Source organism: Bacillus silvicola (genome assembly GCF_050524305.1).
GTDB lineage: Bacteria > Bacillota > Bacilli > Bacillales > Bacillaceae_G > Bacillus_A > Bacillus_A cereus_AT.
The window spans coordinates 1,538,911-1,555,321 of sequence record NZ_JBNGVC010000013.1 but is presented as its reverse complement, the minus strand read 5'-3'; the positions used below and the strand labels follow the sequence as shown (position 1 = coordinate 1,555,321).

Here is a 16,411-nt window from a genome sequence, read left to right as displayed (position 1 = left end):
ATGGTGCACTAATTTAGCAGAAATTATCTTTACGAACTAAACTGAGCTTCGTATAATCGGCTATACCCTCCGCCTTGCTCAATTAGTTCCTCATGCGAACCTTGTTCTGCAATACCATCTTTATTTACAACGACGATACGATCTGCATTTTTAATAGTTGCAAGTCTGTGAGCGATAACTAATGTTGTACGGCCAACAGCTAATTCTGCAAGTGATTTTTGGATAGCAAGTTCCGTCTCTGTATCTAGCGCAGAAGTTGCTTCATCTAAAATTAAAATCGGTGGGTTTTTCAAGAACATGCGAGCAATTGCTAAGCGTTGCTTTTGTCCTCCTGAAAGTTTTACACCACGTTCACCGATAACTGTATCTAAGCCCTCTGGTTGCGAGTAAATTAAGTCCTCCAACTGGGCACGTTTTACCGCCTGCCAAATATCAGCTTCTGAGGCTTTTAAGTTTCCGTAAGCGATATTTTCACGAATTGTTCCTGAGAATAAGAAAACATCTTGCTGCACAATTCCAATTTGCTTACGAAGTGACGACAACGTCATCTCTTTCGTATCAATGCCATCAATTTGAATTGAACCAGATGATTGCTCATAAAAACGTGGTAATAAACTACATAGTGTTGTTTTCCCTGCCCCTGATGGCCCAACAAAAGCAACTGTTTCACCTGCATGTATTTTCAAATTAATATCATTTAAAATCGGTTCTTTATTTTCATATCCGAACGTAATGTTGTTATATTGAATATCACCATGTACATGTTTTACTTCTATCGCATCTTTAGAATCCACGATATCAGGCTCTGTTTCAAGAAGTTCTACATATCTTTTAAAACCTGCGATTCCTTTCGGATAGCTTTCAATAACCGCGTTAATTTTTTCAATTGGTCGGAAGAAAATATTCGTTAATAAGACGAATCCGATAAATCCGCCGTACGTTAATTCACCTTGCAGTACAAACCATGTACCACATATTAATACGAAGAGCGTTACGAGACGCATGAGCATATAACTAATTGACGAATTTAGCGCCATAATTTTATACGCCATTAATTTCGTTGTACGGAAACGAGCGTTGTTCACAGCGAATTGGTCTTTCTCAAACTTTTCATTTCCGAATGCTTGTACAACGCGAATACCACCAACGTTATTTTCAATGCATGCATTGAAATCAGCAACGTCTGAGAATAAACGTCTAAACGTACCTGTCATTTTTTTATTGAAATAAAGTGCCAACCATAATAAGAATGGAATCACGAAGAATGTTAGAAGTGCCAATTTCCAATTAATCATCATCATAAATGAAAATGCCCCAACTAAAGTCATTACAGCAATGAATAAATCTTCTGGCCCATGGTGAGCAATTTCTCCAATTTCCATTAAATCGTTTGTAAGACGTGAAATTAAATGACCTGTTTTATTATTATCAAAAAATCTGAATGATAGCTTTTGAATGTGATCAAATAATTTCTGTCTCATATCAGTTTCAATGTTAACGCCAAGCATATGTCCCCAATATGTAACGACGTATTGCAAACCTGCATTTAACACATAAACTGCGAATAAACCGAAACAAGCCCATAAAATAAGTGTCCAGTTTTGTCCTGGTAATAACTTATCAATAAATTGATTTACGATAAGCGGGAAACCAAGTTCCAGTAATCCTGCGATAACTGCGCAAGAAAAATCGAGTACAAATAAACCTTTGTACGGTTTATAGTAAGAAAAAAATTTACGTAGCATATTTTCCCTCCCTTTTCTAAATTAAAAGACTCCCTAAATGATAACCATTATCAAATAATTATTCAAGTTATCCGTCTATGAAACTAAAAATAAAATTAGCGATAGTTGTCGTTTTTTGCCGGAAAGTCGATATATTCGAATAACCGCTGATATATTTTAATAATCGCTGATATAAATTTCATTTACTACCTATCCCATCTAAACCAAAAGAAAAGGGTGTCACCTAATGGTGACACCCTCATTTTATTATATAGCTTCTGAATCAAACTCATGCTCCTGCTGGACAAACACAACACCTAATTCGTGATGGCCCCCAGCGTATAATGCCGTTTGAGCAAGACGAAGCTCTCCATTTGTATCTAATACTTCTAATTTACAAAATGCTCCGGTTGTCTTCGTTTGAAGCGCATCATAAAACTCTTCTGTACTTCTTGGAATGACTCCATTTACTTTCGTAATAACTTCTCCAGGCTTTAAATTCATCTCTGCCCCAATTGTATTCGGAATTGTATCTAGCACAACGAGCCCATCATTACGTGCGGCAAAGTATGCTGGTCTTGTCTCATCCACAATTTTTTCTTGCATCGAGATTGTGAAACGTCCAAGCATTGCGACTCCCATCGCGATTATCGCGAATACGTGCCACCAATAACTTGCGATTCCTAAAACGAGCACGAGTCCTGCTAGTCCATATACACGTCTTCCTGTAAATAATAAAGCTTCCGTTGGCTCATAACTTCTAATCGTTCTCATAAATCCAATTAAAAATGGAACGAGGAATAAAGAGTATGTAGTTGAGCCTATTGAAACGACAGGCCACCAAGGAATAAATCCTGTCACCGCGTCTCCTGGTATAAGAATAAATACTGGTACAAGCCATAAACGATTTGATTCATGTAGCCCAATTCGTAGCCCACGCTTACCTTTTTTAATTTTCGGCGTAGAATATCGCACTGCATTTTTAGAGATTAATAAACCCTCTACAACGAGCATAACGCCTAGTAAAATAGCAAGGGATACAATCGTACCCTCTTCACCTTCTCCAAGCTGTAAGAAGGAAACTGGCATCTTAGACGATAACAACACGAATGCAATAGCGATACCGAACGTATAAGCTACAGATAAATATCGATACATAGCAGTTAATCCAAATAATAACGTCCAAAGTAAAATTGCCCATAAACTCGCTTTTGAAACGACGAGCCCGAGCCCAACCGTAATAATAGATACGATTAATCCGTACTTAATACCTGCAAATAGAGTTGTTCGCAGTTCAAACCAAATATCATATACTTTAAAAGAAAAATCTTTTCGTTCTCTTAATATACGTAAGTATCCAACGAAGATACTACTAATTAAAAATACATAGACAGCAGGGTGTAAGAAAAAACGTCCAACTGCTCGTAGTATTTCAAAAAGCCATGCCTCCACGAATTCATTCACCACCATTTATATCATTCTTTCTTTTTATCTTATCATATTTAACACATAAAAAAATACAGGCATCAAAGTGCCTGTATTCTTTCTTATTTCGCTATTAATTTCAATGCCGTTTGTAATTGTAAATCGTTTTCTCCAGAACGGATTTTTTCAATGATCTTATTTTGAATTGCTTCAGCTGTCTTTTTATCAAGTTGTCCTGTCGCTTCCATCTCATTTGCATTTTGGAATGCTTTCAGTGCTGATTCTGTCTCTTTACTAAAGTATCCATCATCACGGCCTGGTACATATCCTAAGCTCTTGAGCATTTCTTGCGCGTGTTTTACTTGCACATCATTCGAATTGTATGAAAGTGTCTTTTCAATTTGAATTGGTGTCGCGTGATAATAATCTGGTTGCTTCACTTCTACAGTTGGCGCGATTCCTTTTTTATGAATCCAATTACCGTCCGGTGTTAACCATTTAAACATCGTTAATTTAATGTTGCTGCCATCTTTAAATGGAACAGCTTGTTGGACAGTACCTTTACCAAACGTTTTTTCACCAATTAAATCGTATCCTTCTCCTTCTTTTAGCGCACCAGCTAAAATCTCTGAAGCAGAAGCACTTCCATTATCAATTAATACTGAAATTGGATATGACTTTCTTTCTTTCAGTTCCGTAGAGAATTTCTTCTTCTCACCATTTCGCTGCTCTACTTGCAACATTGGCTTTTTATCTGTCATGATGTCTCCTAGTATGTCTTCTACACTATTTAAATAGCCACCAGGATTACCACGTACGTCAATAACTAAGCCTGCTATATGTTTCTTCTCTAATTCTTTTAACTGATCCTTAAATTCTTTCGCAGTATTTTCAGCAAAAGAAGTAATTTGCATATAACCGATATCTTTTCCGCTCTCTTGCTTTACGGAACTAAATACAGTAAAGATTGGAATCTTTTCACGCTTAATTTTAAATACAATCGGATCAGCCACTCCTGCGCGCTTAATTTCAATTGCAACAGTCGTTCCTTTTTTACCACGAATTTTCAATACTGCTTCTTCACGTGATAAATCTTTCACACTATTTCCATCTACAGATAAAATTTGGTCATTTGGTTTAATTCCTATCTTTTCTGCTGGTGAACCTTTAATTGGCGATACGATAATAAGCTTACCGTCCGTTTTGTTCACTTCAGCTCCAATCCCTTCAAGTTCAGGATCTAGTGATTGACTAAACTGTTTTGCCGTTTCTTTATCCATATACGTGGAATAAGGGTCCTTCAGCGTAGACAACATGCCTTGTATTGCACCTTCGACTAACTTGTCGTCTTTCACGTCTTCCACATAACGTGAATCAATTAGTGCATACGCCTCATTAATTTTTGCCAAATTCCCTTGCGCTGTGCCAGCATTACCATTCGATACTGTTTGCGTTACATACGCTGGGTTTATCCCAAACCAGTACATACCACCAAACATCCCGCCAGCACCAATTAAAAATGCAACAACCATTCCAATAATTGCAACTCTACGTTTCAATGCGGAATTCCCCTTTCCAGAACACACAGGTGGTGTAGCAAAAGGCATCACACGATGTGTGATGCCTTTACCTATTTCTACTATATGATAAGCTTGTACGAATTATGTTTGCAACTTTTTATACTTTTAAGAAGCGACGAATTGACATTACACTTCCCCACATACCGATTAATGCACCGATTAACACTAATAAACCAGCTAATTGGAATACGAATGGGTTGTATGGTAGAAGCTCGAAAATTGTTCCGCCAAGTTTTTCATTAAACACACCTTGCAATGAATTATATATAACTAAAATTAGACCAATTGGAATAATTGATCCTAATACTCCTAGGAATAATCCCTCTAACAAGAACGGCCAACGAATAAACCAGTTTGTTGCACCAACAAGTTTCATAATTTCAATCTCAGTACTACGAGCATAAATTGTAATTTTAATTGTGTTAGAGATTAAGAACATCGCTGTGAATAGAAGACCAGCAATTAACGCAATCCCGATGTTACGACCAGTTTTTACAGTATCAAATAATTTTTCAACTTGACCTTTACCGTATTGAACATTACTTACAAACTGCATTTTCTCAATCTTTTTCGCAATTGTTGCCGTATCAGTCGGCTCTTTCGCCTTTACAACAAATACGTCTTTCAGTGGGTTATCTTGCTCAAATAATTCGAACGTTTTTCCACTATCGCCTAAGCTTTTAATTAAACGTTTCAACTCTTCTTCTTTAGAAGAATATTTAATAGAATCTACTTTCGCAATTTTACTCATATCTTCTTCTAATTTCTTTTGATCAGCTTCTTTTGCTGCTGGATCAATATGCACACGAATTTCTACATCTTGCTCTACTTTCGTCGCAAAATGGTTCATATTCATAATCGCTGTTAAAAAGACACCTACAAGTAATAATGTAACTGTTACTGCACTTACAGAAGCAAATGTCATCCATCCGTTACGGGATAGATTTTTTACACCTTCTCGCAAATGTCGACTAAGGGTCTTAGCCTTCATATCCGTATCCTCCCTCAATCTCGTCTCGAACAATTTTTCCGCCTTCAATTGCAATTACGCGATGACGAATTGTATTTACGATATCTGCGTTATGTGTCGCCATAACAATCGTTGTACCACGCTCATTAATACGTTTAAAAATCTTCATAATATCAAGAGCTGTTTCAATATCTAAGTTACCTGTTGGCTCATCGGCAATTACAACCTTTGGTCTATTTACAATCGCTCTCGCAATAGCCACACGTTGTTGCTCTCCGCCTGAAAGTTCACTTGGAAGTGCATCTGCACGATCATCTAGACCTACAAGACCTAACACTTCTGTAACACGTTCACGAATCGCATCTGGTTCTTCTTCAATTACCTCTAAAGCAAACGCAACATTCTCATATACCGTTAATTTAGGTAGCAATTTAAAATCTTGGAAAATTACGCCTAATTGACGACGGAAATATGGAACATCTCTTTCTGCTAATGTTTCAATTACAAGTCCATTTACATTAATTGATCCTGTAGATGGCTTCTCTTCACGATACATCATTTTAATAAATGTAGATTTTCCGGCTCCACTCGGTCCAACTACGTATACGAATTCACCTTGTTTAATGTTAACTGTGAGACCAGCAATGGCTTTCATACCATTTGGGTACTCCTTATAAACATTCGTCATTTTTATCATTATTTATCACCCAATACTTAATGATTTTTTTCGAAATACTTTTCTGTACATTTGAAAATAAAAGAAAACCTTATTCTCGCTTGACCATTCTTGTTGAAGGTAGCTTCCATACATGCTTTTTATTAGCAATGCTACTCTATGTAATATATTTCATCAAAATTCTACAAACCTCATTGTAACATCAATCGGTTTCCAGTTCGGATACAATTTTGTTACAGTTATGTTACATCCCCAAAAAAGGTAAACGAGCTAATGTAATTGCTTAACCAAAAGCGCTTTTCGGTCAAGTTATACAATCAGCTCGTTTATTAATTACGTTTCTTATTTATGTTCAGCTAACCATTCAGCTACTTTTTTCGCGTCCTCACCTTGAATAAGTCCTGGTGACATTGAACCGCGTCCTTTTTTAATAATTTCCTCGATATCTGCAGCATCATACTTACCGCCTACTTTTCTTAAATCAGGTCCAGTTGCCCCTGATAAATCTGTCGCGTGACATCCAGCACAACTTCTTTGGAAAATTTGTTCTGCACTATCTGCACTTGCAGATTGTTTCGAAGGTTTACTTTCTTCTTTATTTCCACATGCTCCTAAAGCAAAAACGACTGATGTTCCTAACGCAATAGCCAACAATTTCTTTTTCACTTCTATCGCTCCCCATTGTTGATATTCTTTTCATTCATAACTAGGCAATAGTCCTCATAACACACTCAATATTCATTATAAGCATTATCTTTATATAGAAAAACTAAGGTGTATTTCATATTTTTTACAAATATATCGAGAAGCCTAATAAAATAAAGCTTTCACAAATTGTTTCAATTCTGTGAACACCTTAGAAAGTTCTATAAAAAACCTCTTTCTTCAAAGTAAATCAAAAAAATTCCATATACGGTCCTACTCTATTACCTCTTTGTTTTACTATTCTCTACTTTTTACAAAACAATATGCAGCGTTGTATTCTACATATAATCTCATCAAAAAGAGAAGTTGTCGTTTTCAACTTCTCTTCCTCATTATTTCATCAATATAAATAAGATAAACCTCTTTATACCCTCTTTTACCTCAACATGTGCCAACAATCCTGTTGGCTTTTTCTCTTATTAAATGCGAGAACGTAAATACGCATCAATAAATGGATCAATTTCTCCATCCATAACTGCTTGTACGTTACCCACCTCTGTATTTGTACGGTGGTCTTTCACAAGAGAATACGGGTGGAATACGTAAGAACGGATTTGGCTACCCCATCCGATTTCTTTTTGTTCCCCACGGATTTCATCTAATTGTGCTTGTTGTTCTTCTAATTTCTTTTGATATAATTTCGCTTTTAACATTTTCATCGCGTGCTCACGGTTTTTAATTTGAGAGCGCTCTGACTGACATGTTACAACCGTATTTGTCGGTGTATGCGTAATACGAACTGCTGAATCTGTCGTATTAATGTGCTGCCCACCAGCTCCACTTGCACGGTACGTATCAATTTTCAAGTCTTCTGTACGCACTTCAATTTCAACTTCATCATTGAACTCAGGTACAACTTCACAAGATACGAATGATGTATGACGACGGCCTGAAGAATCGAACGGTGAAATACGTACAAGACGATGTACACCTTTCTCTGCTTTTAAGTAACCGTAAGCGTTATGACCTTTAATTAATAAAGTAACACTCTTAATACCAGCTTCATCACCTGGTAAGTAGTCAACCGTTTCTACTTTAAATCCACGTTTTTCAGCCCAGCGTGTATACATACGTAATAACATAGAACCCCAGTCTTGTGACTCTGTTCCACCTGCACCTGGGTGTAATTCTAAAATAGCGTTATTTTTATCATAAGGATCGCTTAGCAGTAACTGAAGCTCATACTCATTCATCTCTTGAATTAAAGTTTTCACTTCTGACTCTAATTCCTCATGTAAATCCTCATCATACTCTTCTTTTAACAGTTCATGCGTCATTTCTAAATTTTCGAACGTCTCATCTAACTGACGGAAACTTCCAACCATATCTTTCAACGCATTCGCTTCATTAATTACAGCTTGTGCGCCTTGTTGGTCATCCCAAAATCCTGTGCCCATCATTTTTTCTTCTAACTCTGCAATTTGCTTTTCCTTAGTAGGGAGGTCAAAGAGACCCCCTAAAAGCCGCTAATCTCTTAGCCATTTTTTCTAATTCTTGCCTAATTTCTACTAATTCCATTTCCTTCACCTCTATGTAATTGCTGTTACTTTCATATGAAAACAAGGGAAACTCTCTCCGCTTATTACGGAGAGAGTTTAATCCTTTTTATTATACATTTTTGATGTAAAAGTTTGCAAAGCAGTCTGAACTACAGTTTCCTATTACTGCCCAATGCCACAACAGTTTTTATATTTTTTGCCACTACCGCATTTACATAAATCATTGCGTCCCATTTGGTCACCTTTTACAACCGGTTTTTTCTTCGCTTCTTCGCCATCGCTAGATGGATGAACAGCTTCACCTTGAGCAACTTCTTGACGCTCTAAGTTTTGTTCAATTTCAGCTTTCATAATGTAACGAGAAATTTCCTCTTCGATAGAAGCAATCATTGACTCGAACATTGCGAATCCTTCCATTTGATACTCACGAAGTGGATCAATTTGACCGTAAGCACGTAAATGAATACCTTCACGAAGATGATCCATCGCATCAATATGCTCTGTCCATTTCGTATCTACAACACGGAATACAACAACTTTTTCGAACTCACGCATTTGCTCTTCTGGCAGAAGCTTTTCTTTGTCGTTGTAACGCTCTATTAGCTTCGCGATAATTGGCTCGCTCATTTCCTCTGGAGCAAGGCGACGTAATTCTTCTTCTTTTACATCTCCTTCTTGCAGAAGGTTTGTATTTAAATAGTCAACAAGACCTTTAATGTTCCAATCTTCTTCAATTTCCTCTTGTGTATGAAGCGCAACAGCACGTTCTACCGTAGATTTCATCATACCTTCAATAATACTGCGTAAGTTCTCAGAATCCATTACTTCTTGACGCTGTTTGTAAATAACTTCACGTTGCTGACGAAGTACATCATCGTACTGCAGTAACTGTTTACGTGCATCATAGTTATTTCCTTCTACACGTTTTTGTGCAGATTCTACCGCACGAGAAACCATTTTACTTTCGATCGGCTGTGAATCATCCATACCAAGACGATCCATCATCGCTTTCATATTATCAGAACCGAAGCGGCGCATTAGTTCATCTTCCATAGACAAGTAGAACTGCGTTACACCAGGGTCCCCTTGACGACCAGCACGACCACGTAACTGATTATCAATACGACGGCTTTCATGACGCTCTGTACCGATAACTGCTAGACCAACGTTTTTAATATCGTCTCCAAGCTTAATATCCGTACCACGACCAGCCATATTCGTCGCAATCGTTACAGCACCTTTCATACCAGCTTCTGCAATGATATCTGCTTCACGCGCATGGTTTTTCGCGTTTAAAATGTTATGGCGTACACCTTTACGTGTTAACATTTTTGAAATAAGCTCTGACGTTTCAATTGCAACTGTACCAACAAGAATAGGTTGCCCTTGTTTATGACGATTTACAATATCCTCAACAACTGCATTGAATTTGCCTTCCATTGATTTGAAGATTAAATCAGCACGGTCATCACGAATAATATCTTTGTTCGTTGGAATTACGATAACATTCATATTGTAAATACTACGGAATTCTTCTTCTTCCGTTTTCGCTGTACCAGTCATACCAGATAACTTTTCATACATACGGAAATAGTTCTGGAACGTAATTGTCGCGAGTGTCATACTTTCATTTTGAATTTCTACGCCTTCTTTTGCTTCAATAGCTTGGTGCAAACCTTCGCTATAGCGACGACCTTTCATAAGACGACCAGTGAATTGGTCTACAATTACGATTTCGCCTTCTTGTACAACATAATCTGTATCAAGGTGCATAACAACGTGTGCACGAAGCGCCTGATTAATATGGTGAAGAAGTGCTACATGTTTTAAATCGAATAAGTTATCGATATGGAAAGCTTTCTCAGCTTTCGTAATACCATCTTCTGTTAACATTACATTTTTCGTTTTCACATCAAATGAATATTCTTTTTCATTTTCTAATGTACGAACGAATGCATTTGCAAACATATATAGCTCTGCTGATTTTTGAGCTTGTCCAGAAATAATAAGCGGCGTACGTGCTTCATCGACTAGAATAGAATCGACTTCATCGATAATAGCAAAATGAAGTGGACGCTGAACGCACTGCTCTCTATATAACACCATGTTGTCACGTAAGTAATCGAATCCAAGCTCGTTATTTGTGCTATACGTAATATCAGCAGCATAAGCAGCTTGTTTCTCTTCGCGCGACATACTGTTTAAGTTAATTCCTACCGTTAAGCCAAGGAACTCATGAAGTTGTCCCATTTCGCTCGCATCACGTTGCGCTAAGTATTCATTGACTGTAACAACGTGAACGCCTTTTCCTGTTAAAGCATTTAAATATACAGGTAAAGTAGACGTTAACGTTTTACCTTCACCAGTTTTCATCTCAGAGATATTCCCTTCATGTAAGGCAATACCACCCATTAACTGCACACCATATGGACGCATTCCAAGAACACGAGTTGCTGCTTCACGAACAACTGCAAAAGCTTCAGGAAGTAGATCGTCTACTGTCTCACCTTTTGTTAAACGTTCTTTAAATTCAAGCGTCTTTCCTTTTAATTGCTCATCAGTTAGTGGCTTAATAGATGATTCTAATGCATCAATTTGCTCAACTGTCTTCTGCATACGTTTAATTTGGCGTTGGTTAACATCGAACACCTTTTTTAAAATACCGATCATAGGGAATACGCTCCTCTTTTTATTAAAATAAAACTTCCGATTGCTTTTTTCTTTCTCTCTTTACAATCAGTCGTTATAAAAATCAAATATATGTTATGCCAATTTTTCTCCTAATTAAAAAAACTAAAATGTATAAACCTAATGATAATTGTAACACTTGTCTTATAACTATGACAACAATCGTCCAAATGTCTAGCCCTATATTCAGAAAAAGTTTGTATTTTATTTGTTCCAAAAAACTAATTTCTCTTCGCTACAAATTTTGTATTAAATCTAAGTAGTATTCTTTTAAGTTCTCTTTTAAAGAAGATGGCTCAATTATTTTTATAGTTTTACCAAAACTAGCTAGATACGAGATGATAAAGTTGATTTCAGCAGGCTCATAAGTTCCTATTAAATATGTCCCTTCATGTTCCTCCCATAATTTCATCGAAGGATATTGTTGTTGCTTAAATATCTCTATCCCCCTCGCAGTAATTGAGCATTTAAATTGAATAGCTTGTTCGGTTGCTTTCCAAAGACTATGTGCGTTATGTATATTTATATTTTCCAAATCCAGACTATCCTGAGCATCTACCATTTCTGACGACCTAATACGATCACAGCGAAACACTCGATAAGCCGATTTATCTAAATCGTAAGCCTGACAATACCAATAACCTTTCATTGCATAAATCGAAATCGGCTGAATACGGCGCATTGTCGTTTGTTTCGGCGTTACATAGTTTATAGTTAAAGCCCTATTTTGAACAGCAGCTAACAAAATCTCTTCTAGATGACCACATTCATGTGCTTGTTCCGAATGAAAAAAGGAAACTCTTTTTTGCAAGTTTTCAATTTGCTCACGCTGTTTTGATGAAACACTATCTAAAAACTTCTTATTGATGGAACGAAACGAGACTTGAAAGGGAATACTTACAAAACTACTTAGTGCTTGCATTGCAAAATAAAGCGCAAAAACTTCATGATTTGTAAATGAAATCGGTGGTAATGTCATCGTTTTTATTAAACGATACCCTCCATACCGACCATACTCCGCAAAAAGAGGCGCACCCATTTCCTCCAAAGATGCAATATCACGTAAAGCTGTCCTTTTTGAAATTTGAAATTCATCCATTAAATCTTTCAATGTGAATGTTTGTTTTTGATTAATAAAGCGTAGCATCTGATTTAAACGTTCAACTTTTTTCATAAACTCTCCCTATAGGTGCCAACGCGTGGCACCTTATATTTGTATAGTAATAAGTGTAAACATATATGAAGGAGGCAATACAATGAACTTTGAAGTAATCACTTTTTTATCATTAAATGGGCAAGGTGCTAAAGCAATCGCATTTTACGAACAGTATTTAGGTGCAAAAGTTTTATTTAAAAAGAATTATAAAGAAATGAAAGAAATAGATCCGAATTTCATATATAAAGAAAGCCAAGAACATTATATTACTCATTCCGTTTTACAAATTGGTACTAATAAAATTATGATTGCAGAACAGGCAGTGGATTCCACACGCCCTTGGCAATTAAGTAATAGCTCATCATTATGCATTCAATCTAAAGATTTCCAAACCATTGAAACACTCTATCACAATCTAATTCAACATGATGAGGTTTATATTTTAACACCTTTTGAAAAAAACTCCTTCAGCCCGGGTTATGCCATTGTGCGAGATCCTTTTGGAATAGTAATACAATTAACCGTGACAAAACATGACTTCTAAATTTCATTACGAATTAGCCATTAAAATTCATATCGACATTACAAGATAAGGAAGTAAAAAAACATCTAAAAAAAGCGTAGCCATTTTGGCTACGCTTTTGAATGATTATTTTGTTTCGATTAAACCATATTTCCCATCTTTACGACCATATACAACATTAGTTTCATTTGTATCAGCATTTGTGAAGACGAAGAAATTATGTCCTAGCATATCCATTTGTAAGATCGCTTCTTCAACGTCCATCGGTTTTAAATCGAATCGTTTTGTACGTACAAGTTCTAATTCATCCTCTTCTACCGCATCCAGAACAGCTACTGCTTCTGGAAGGATAAAGTTAGTTTTCACAGAACCTTTTTCACGTAATTTACGGTTTACTTTTGTTTTATGTTTACGAATTTGTCGCTCAAGTTTATCAACTACTAAATCAATCGCAGCGTACATATCGCTATTTGTTTCTTCTGCACGAAGTAATAAATCTGTAAATGGAATTGTTACCTCGATACGTTGCTTGTCAGAGTATACTTTTAAATTAACTTTAATCTCTGGGAATGTATCAAAATAACGCTCTAATTTACTTAGTTTTTTCTCTACATATTCCTTTAATGCTGGAGTTACTTCAATATTTTCACCACGAATGTTGAATTTCATAGATGAATTCCTCCTTTCAAGCCTATGTACTATAATTTCGACATTGGCTTAAAAACTCCTTCTAATTTTTTAAAAAATTAGTGGAATTGCGATTTTTTTATCGTTTTTTGTTGAAATGAAAAGATGCATCGTTTCTATCTTTATTTTATCCTATTAACATCGTGAATAACGAGTGTAACTGTGGACAATTGGTTACAGAAAAGAAACAACTTTTTGACAACTTCCCCAAAACAAACAAGCCCTTGTTACGAGCAAGAGCTTTCACCATCTATATAATGCTGCTAAAAATACAGCTCTATCTTTTCCAAAAACTTAATTTTTACAGTTTCACAACATTAGCTGCTTGTGGTCCACGTGCTCCATCAACAATATCAAACTCCACTTGTTGACCTTCTTCTAACGACTTATACCCATCTTGTTGAATAGCAGAAAAATGAACAAACACATCGTCACCATCTTCACGCTCAATAAACCCAAATCCCTTTTCTGCATTGAACCATTTTACTCGTCCTTGCATATTCATTCCATTCCCTTCACTCTTAAAATCAGGGCATTCGCCCCATATTCTGACTATAACGAATGACAAGACTGTAAGTCAAAGAAGACCTGTCGTCTTTTTATTACTCCTTTCGACATTCACATATTACCCTCTACAAAGCGTCAAACAAGAAACTTCTTTCGCTCCTCGATCATACAAAAGGCTTCCAATTTGCCTAACAGTAATTCCTGTCGTATACACATCATCCACAATTAAAACATGTTGCTCATGAAACATCTCTCCTCCCTGAAAATAAAAAGGATTAACTCCCGATATCCTTTCTTTACGCTTCTTCTTACTTTGTTTTTCAGTTTCTATTCTTCTTAATGATGTACCAGATATTTTGACAGGCAAACAAGAGGCTAATAACTCAGCTTGATTAAAACCACGTTCGTATTCTCGCTCTTCACTAAGGGGAACCGGAATGACAACTGAAACATTCGCAAAATATTTTTGAAAAAGACTTCGAAAAGACTGATGGAAAATATGCACTAATTCAGCATCTCCTCGAAATTTAAACTGTGCTAATATTTCTTTCATCCTTTCATCATACACATGCAACGAACGATTTATGAGAGACGGAAACCTCTGCTCGTTCGTCCACCTTATGCAGTCCATGCAAATATCCACGTTTTTATATTCAGCTTGTACAAGTTCTAAAGGCCGACCACACTCCTTGCAAATCTCTCCTATAATATAGGAAAGATTTTGTTCACATCTATCACATATATACTTTTTTTGAAGCTTAACAAAAAAAGTGCACCAACTAATTGCGCACGAAATATATTCATCACAAAGTAGACAATGCATTAATCTATCAACCCTTGTTCTTTAGCATTTTTATTCATACTTTGAATATGTTTTTTCGCGCGCACCATCGCCTCTGTCTTTCCATAATGAAAATAGATGACATCTCCATGCGGTTCATCAGAACTTCTACCAGCACGCCCTGCAATTTGAACGAGAGCACTTTCTGAAAATATTTCTTCCTCAGCCCCTAAAACTGCCACTTGTAAATTTTTCACAGTTACTCCTCGTTCCAAAATCGTCGTTGTAATTAATAAAGGGATTTCTCCCTTTCTGAAAGCTGCTACCTTCTCTTTTCTCGCCAGATCTTCTGCATGCACACCATCAATTTGGTTGTTTAATGATTTTAATAACTGGCTAATTTCCTCTACATATCGTACATGAGGAACAAATAGAAAAATGGGATATTGTTTAGATAAGTACATATTTAACCATTGTAATAAAGCACGAGGAATTTTTTTACGCATAAGACCCTTTTTCCAATTTCCGCACCACCGAAATAGTGGAACTGGCAATGGATGACGATGATAACGTCCTGAAATAATAACCCCTTTTTGCTTACCATTCCGCAATTTACGCTTCCACTTTTCATCTGGAGTTGCAGTTAAATAAATACGTGCTGCCTCCTCTTTCATCGCTTTGTTTACTGCATAATGCAACATCTTATCCGCATGATACGGAAAAGCATCTATCTCATCTACAATCATGACATGGAATGCTCTATAATAACGTAACAATTGATGTGTAGTTGCAACGATTAACGCCGCACCCTTTTCTCGGTCCACACTCCCTCCGTATAAAGCTGCTACATTTATATTTGGAAACACTTCTTGTAATCTTGGTGCTAATTCAAGTACAACGTCCGTTCTCGGTGTTGCAATACAAACTCTCTCTCCCTTTTGTAGTGCCTCTGCAATTCCGCGAAACAACATTTCTGTTTTTCCAGCCCCGCACACCGCCCAAATAAAAAATGATTCTTTCTGCTTAACAGCGTCAACGACACTTTGCGCAGCTAACTCCTGACCATCAGACAAAACGCCTTCCCACTGTAACGGATTCAAATAATTTTCTCCGCTTATTTCAGCAATACCGCGAACAAGTACAGTACATTCACTTACCCTGCCCATCGTTATGCACTTACGACAATACGCACATACTTTACTGCACCTTTTACATACAAATGATGCAAATAGTCGTTGCTCTATATTTCCGCAACGCTGGCACGTATATTTTGAAAATTTCTTAATTACACCTTGCACACAAACGACTTCTCGGTTCCTTTTCAAATGATCCAATTTATTCTGCAAATCTGAAGAAAGTTCTTCTAACAATAACTGTCTACCAGCTAACATCATCAATAACCACCTCCAGCACTACTATAAATCCTTCTCTTTATCTCGTAAAAACTCAAAAAAGCCGCTAACCTACTTATAAAATAGTAAGCTATCGAC

At 36.6% G+C, this 16,411-nt stretch carries 14 protein-coding genes; 1 reads left to right on the top strand and 13 read right to left on the bottom strand.

Going from position 1 to position 16,411, the window contains the following annotated elements; genetic code table 11:
• Positions 1-29: 29 nt before the first annotated feature.
• The 9 genes from ACP6L7_RS30045 to ACP6L7_RS30005 all read right to left on the bottom strand — a co-directional run bounded on the left by ACP6L7_RS30045 (position 30) and on the right by ACP6L7_RS30005 (position 12,441).
• On the bottom strand, positions 30-1,745 hold the full coding sequence (locus tag ACP6L7_RS30045) for an ABC transporter ATP-binding protein (RefSeq protein ID WP_098361641.1): 1,716 nt from the start codon (positions 1,743-1,745) through the stop codon (positions 30-32).
• 246 nt (positions 1,746-1,991) lie between these two features.
• A complete protein-coding gene (locus tag ACP6L7_RS30040; RefSeq protein ID WP_430529613.1) occupies positions 1,992-3,176 on the bottom strand; it encodes a PDZ domain-containing protein in 1,185 nt (394 codons plus the stop codon).
• A gap of 95 nt (positions 3,177-3,271) precedes the next feature.
• Complete coding sequence (locus tag ACP6L7_RS30035; protein ID WP_084667599.1) at positions 3,272-4,708, bottom strand: S41 family peptidase; 1,437 nt, start codon at positions 4,706-4,708, stop codon at positions 3,272-3,274.
• A gap of 118 nt (positions 4,709-4,826) precedes the next feature.
• Entirely contained in the window at positions 4,827-5,720 is an 894-nt protein-coding gene (gene ftsX / locus ACP6L7_RS30030; protein ID WP_097832365.1) for a permease-like cell division protein FtsX, read from the bottom strand.
• Positions 5,710-6,396, bottom strand: a complete 687-nt coding sequence (ftsE, locus tag ACP6L7_RS30025) for a cell division ATP-binding protein FtsE (protein WP_097832366.1) — start codon at positions 6,394-6,396, stop codon at positions 5,710-5,712. Before ftsE ends, ftsX begins: the two co-directional genes overlap by 11 nt.
• Before the next feature lie 321 nt (positions 6,397-6,717).
• Positions 6,718-7,041 carry a cytochrome c551 gene (gene cccB, locus ACP6L7_RS30020; protein ID WP_097832367.1) on the bottom strand — a complete coding sequence of 108 codons (324 nt, stop codon included), beginning with the start codon at positions 7,039-7,041 and terminating at the stop codon, positions 6,718-6,720.
• Positions 7,042-7,499: 458 nt separating this feature from the next.
• Positions 7,500-8,598, bottom strand: a protein-coding gene (gene prfB, locus ACP6L7_RS30015; RefSeq protein WP_097832368.1) for a peptide chain release factor 2 whose coding sequence is annotated in 2 segments (ribosomal slippage) — positions 7,500-8,525 and positions 8,527-8,598 — 1,098 coding nt in all. Because the reading frame shifts where the segments join, the coding sequence is not laid out codon by codon here.
• A gap of 143 nt (positions 8,599-8,741) precedes the next feature.
• A complete protein-coding gene (gene secA / locus ACP6L7_RS30010; protein WP_071770862.1) occupies positions 8,742-11,249 on the bottom strand; it encodes a preprotein translocase subunit SecA in 2,508 nt (835 codons plus the stop codon).
• A 253-nt stretch (positions 11,250-11,502) separates the two neighbouring features.
• Entirely contained in the window at positions 11,503-12,441 is a 939-nt protein-coding gene (locus ACP6L7_RS30005; protein WP_097832369.1) for a helix-turn-helix transcriptional regulator, read from the bottom strand.
• Between the two features lie 82 nt (positions 12,442-12,523).
• Between ACP6L7_RS30005 and ACP6L7_RS30000 the strand changes: the two genes are divergently transcribed.
• Positions 12,524-12,967 carry a VOC family protein gene (locus ACP6L7_RS30000; protein WP_097832370.1) on the top strand — a complete coding sequence of 148 codons (444 nt, stop codon included), beginning with the start codon at positions 12,524-12,526 and terminating at the stop codon, positions 12,965-12,967.
• Positions 12,968-13,072: 105 nt separating this feature from the next.
• On the opposite strand, the gene hpf is transcribed toward ACP6L7_RS30000, so the two are convergent.
• The 4 genes from hpf to comFA form a co-directional block, all read right to left on the bottom strand.
• Positions 13,073-13,615 (bottom strand): ribosome hibernation-promoting factor, HPF/YfiA family, encoded by a 543-nt coding sequence (hpf, locus tag ACP6L7_RS29995; RefSeq protein ID WP_000671183.1) that lies wholly within the window; start codon positions 13,613-13,615, stop codon positions 13,073-13,075.
• A 319-nt stretch (positions 13,616-13,934) separates the two neighbouring features.
• Positions 13,935-14,132 (bottom strand): cold shock protein CspC, encoded by a 198-nt coding sequence (gene cspC, locus ACP6L7_RS29990; RefSeq protein WP_001990088.1) that lies wholly within the window; start codon positions 14,130-14,132, stop codon positions 13,935-13,937.
• A 126-nt stretch (positions 14,133-14,258) separates the two neighbouring features.
• Positions 14,259-14,963 (bottom strand): ComFC family protein, encoded by a 705-nt coding sequence (locus ACP6L7_RS29985; protein ID WP_430529612.1) that lies wholly within the window; start codon positions 14,961-14,963, stop codon positions 14,259-14,261.
• Positions 14,963-16,312, bottom strand: coding sequence for an ATP-dependent helicase ComFA (gene comFA / locus ACP6L7_RS29980; protein ID WP_097832455.1), 1,350 nt, complete (start codon positions 16,310-16,312; stop codon positions 14,963-14,965). The genes ACP6L7_RS29985 and comFA overlap by 1 nt, the downstream gene beginning before the upstream one ends.
• Between the last annotated feature and the right edge of the window lie 99 nt (positions 16,313-16,411).

Excerpts from the sequence above, each read along its gene's own strand:
- ACP6L7_RS30045 (WP_098361641.1), bottom strand. The coding sequence starts at position 1,745 with ATGCTACGTAAATTTTTTTCTTACTATAAACCGTACAAAGGTTTATTT.
- ftsX (WP_097832365.1), bottom strand. The coding sequence starts at position 5,720 with ATGAAGGCTAAGACCCTTAGTCGACATTTGCGAGAAGGTGTAAAAAAT.
- ftsE (WP_097832366.1), bottom strand. The coding sequence starts at position 6,396 with ATGATAAAAATGACGAATGTTTATAAGGAGTACCCAAATGGTATGAAA.
- secA (WP_071770862.1), bottom strand. The coding sequence starts at position 11,249 with ATGATCGGTATTTTAAAAAAGGTGTTCGATGTTAACCAACGCCAAATT.
- ACP6L7_RS30005 (WP_097832369.1), bottom strand. The coding sequence starts at position 12,441 with ATGAAAAAAGTTGAACGTTTAAATCAGATGCTACGCTTTATTAATCAA.
- ACP6L7_RS30000 (WP_097832370.1), top strand. The coding sequence starts at position 12,524 with ATGAACTTTGAAGTAATCACTTTTTTATCATTAAATGGGCAAGGTGCT.
- hpf (WP_000671183.1), bottom strand. The coding sequence starts at position 13,615 with ATGAAATTCAACATTCGTGGTGAAAATATTGAAGTAACTCCAGCATTA.
- cspC (WP_001990088.1), bottom strand. The coding sequence starts at position 14,132 with ATGCAAGGACGAGTAAAATGGTTCAATGCAGAAAAGGGATTTGGGTTT.
- ACP6L7_RS29985 (WP_430529612.1), bottom strand. The coding sequence starts at position 14,963 with ATGCATTGTCTACTTTGTGATGAATATATTTCGTGCGCAATTAGTTGG.
- comFA (WP_097832455.1), bottom strand. The coding sequence starts at position 16,312 with ATGTTAGCTGGTAGACAGTTATTGTTAGAAGAACTTTCTTCAGATTTG.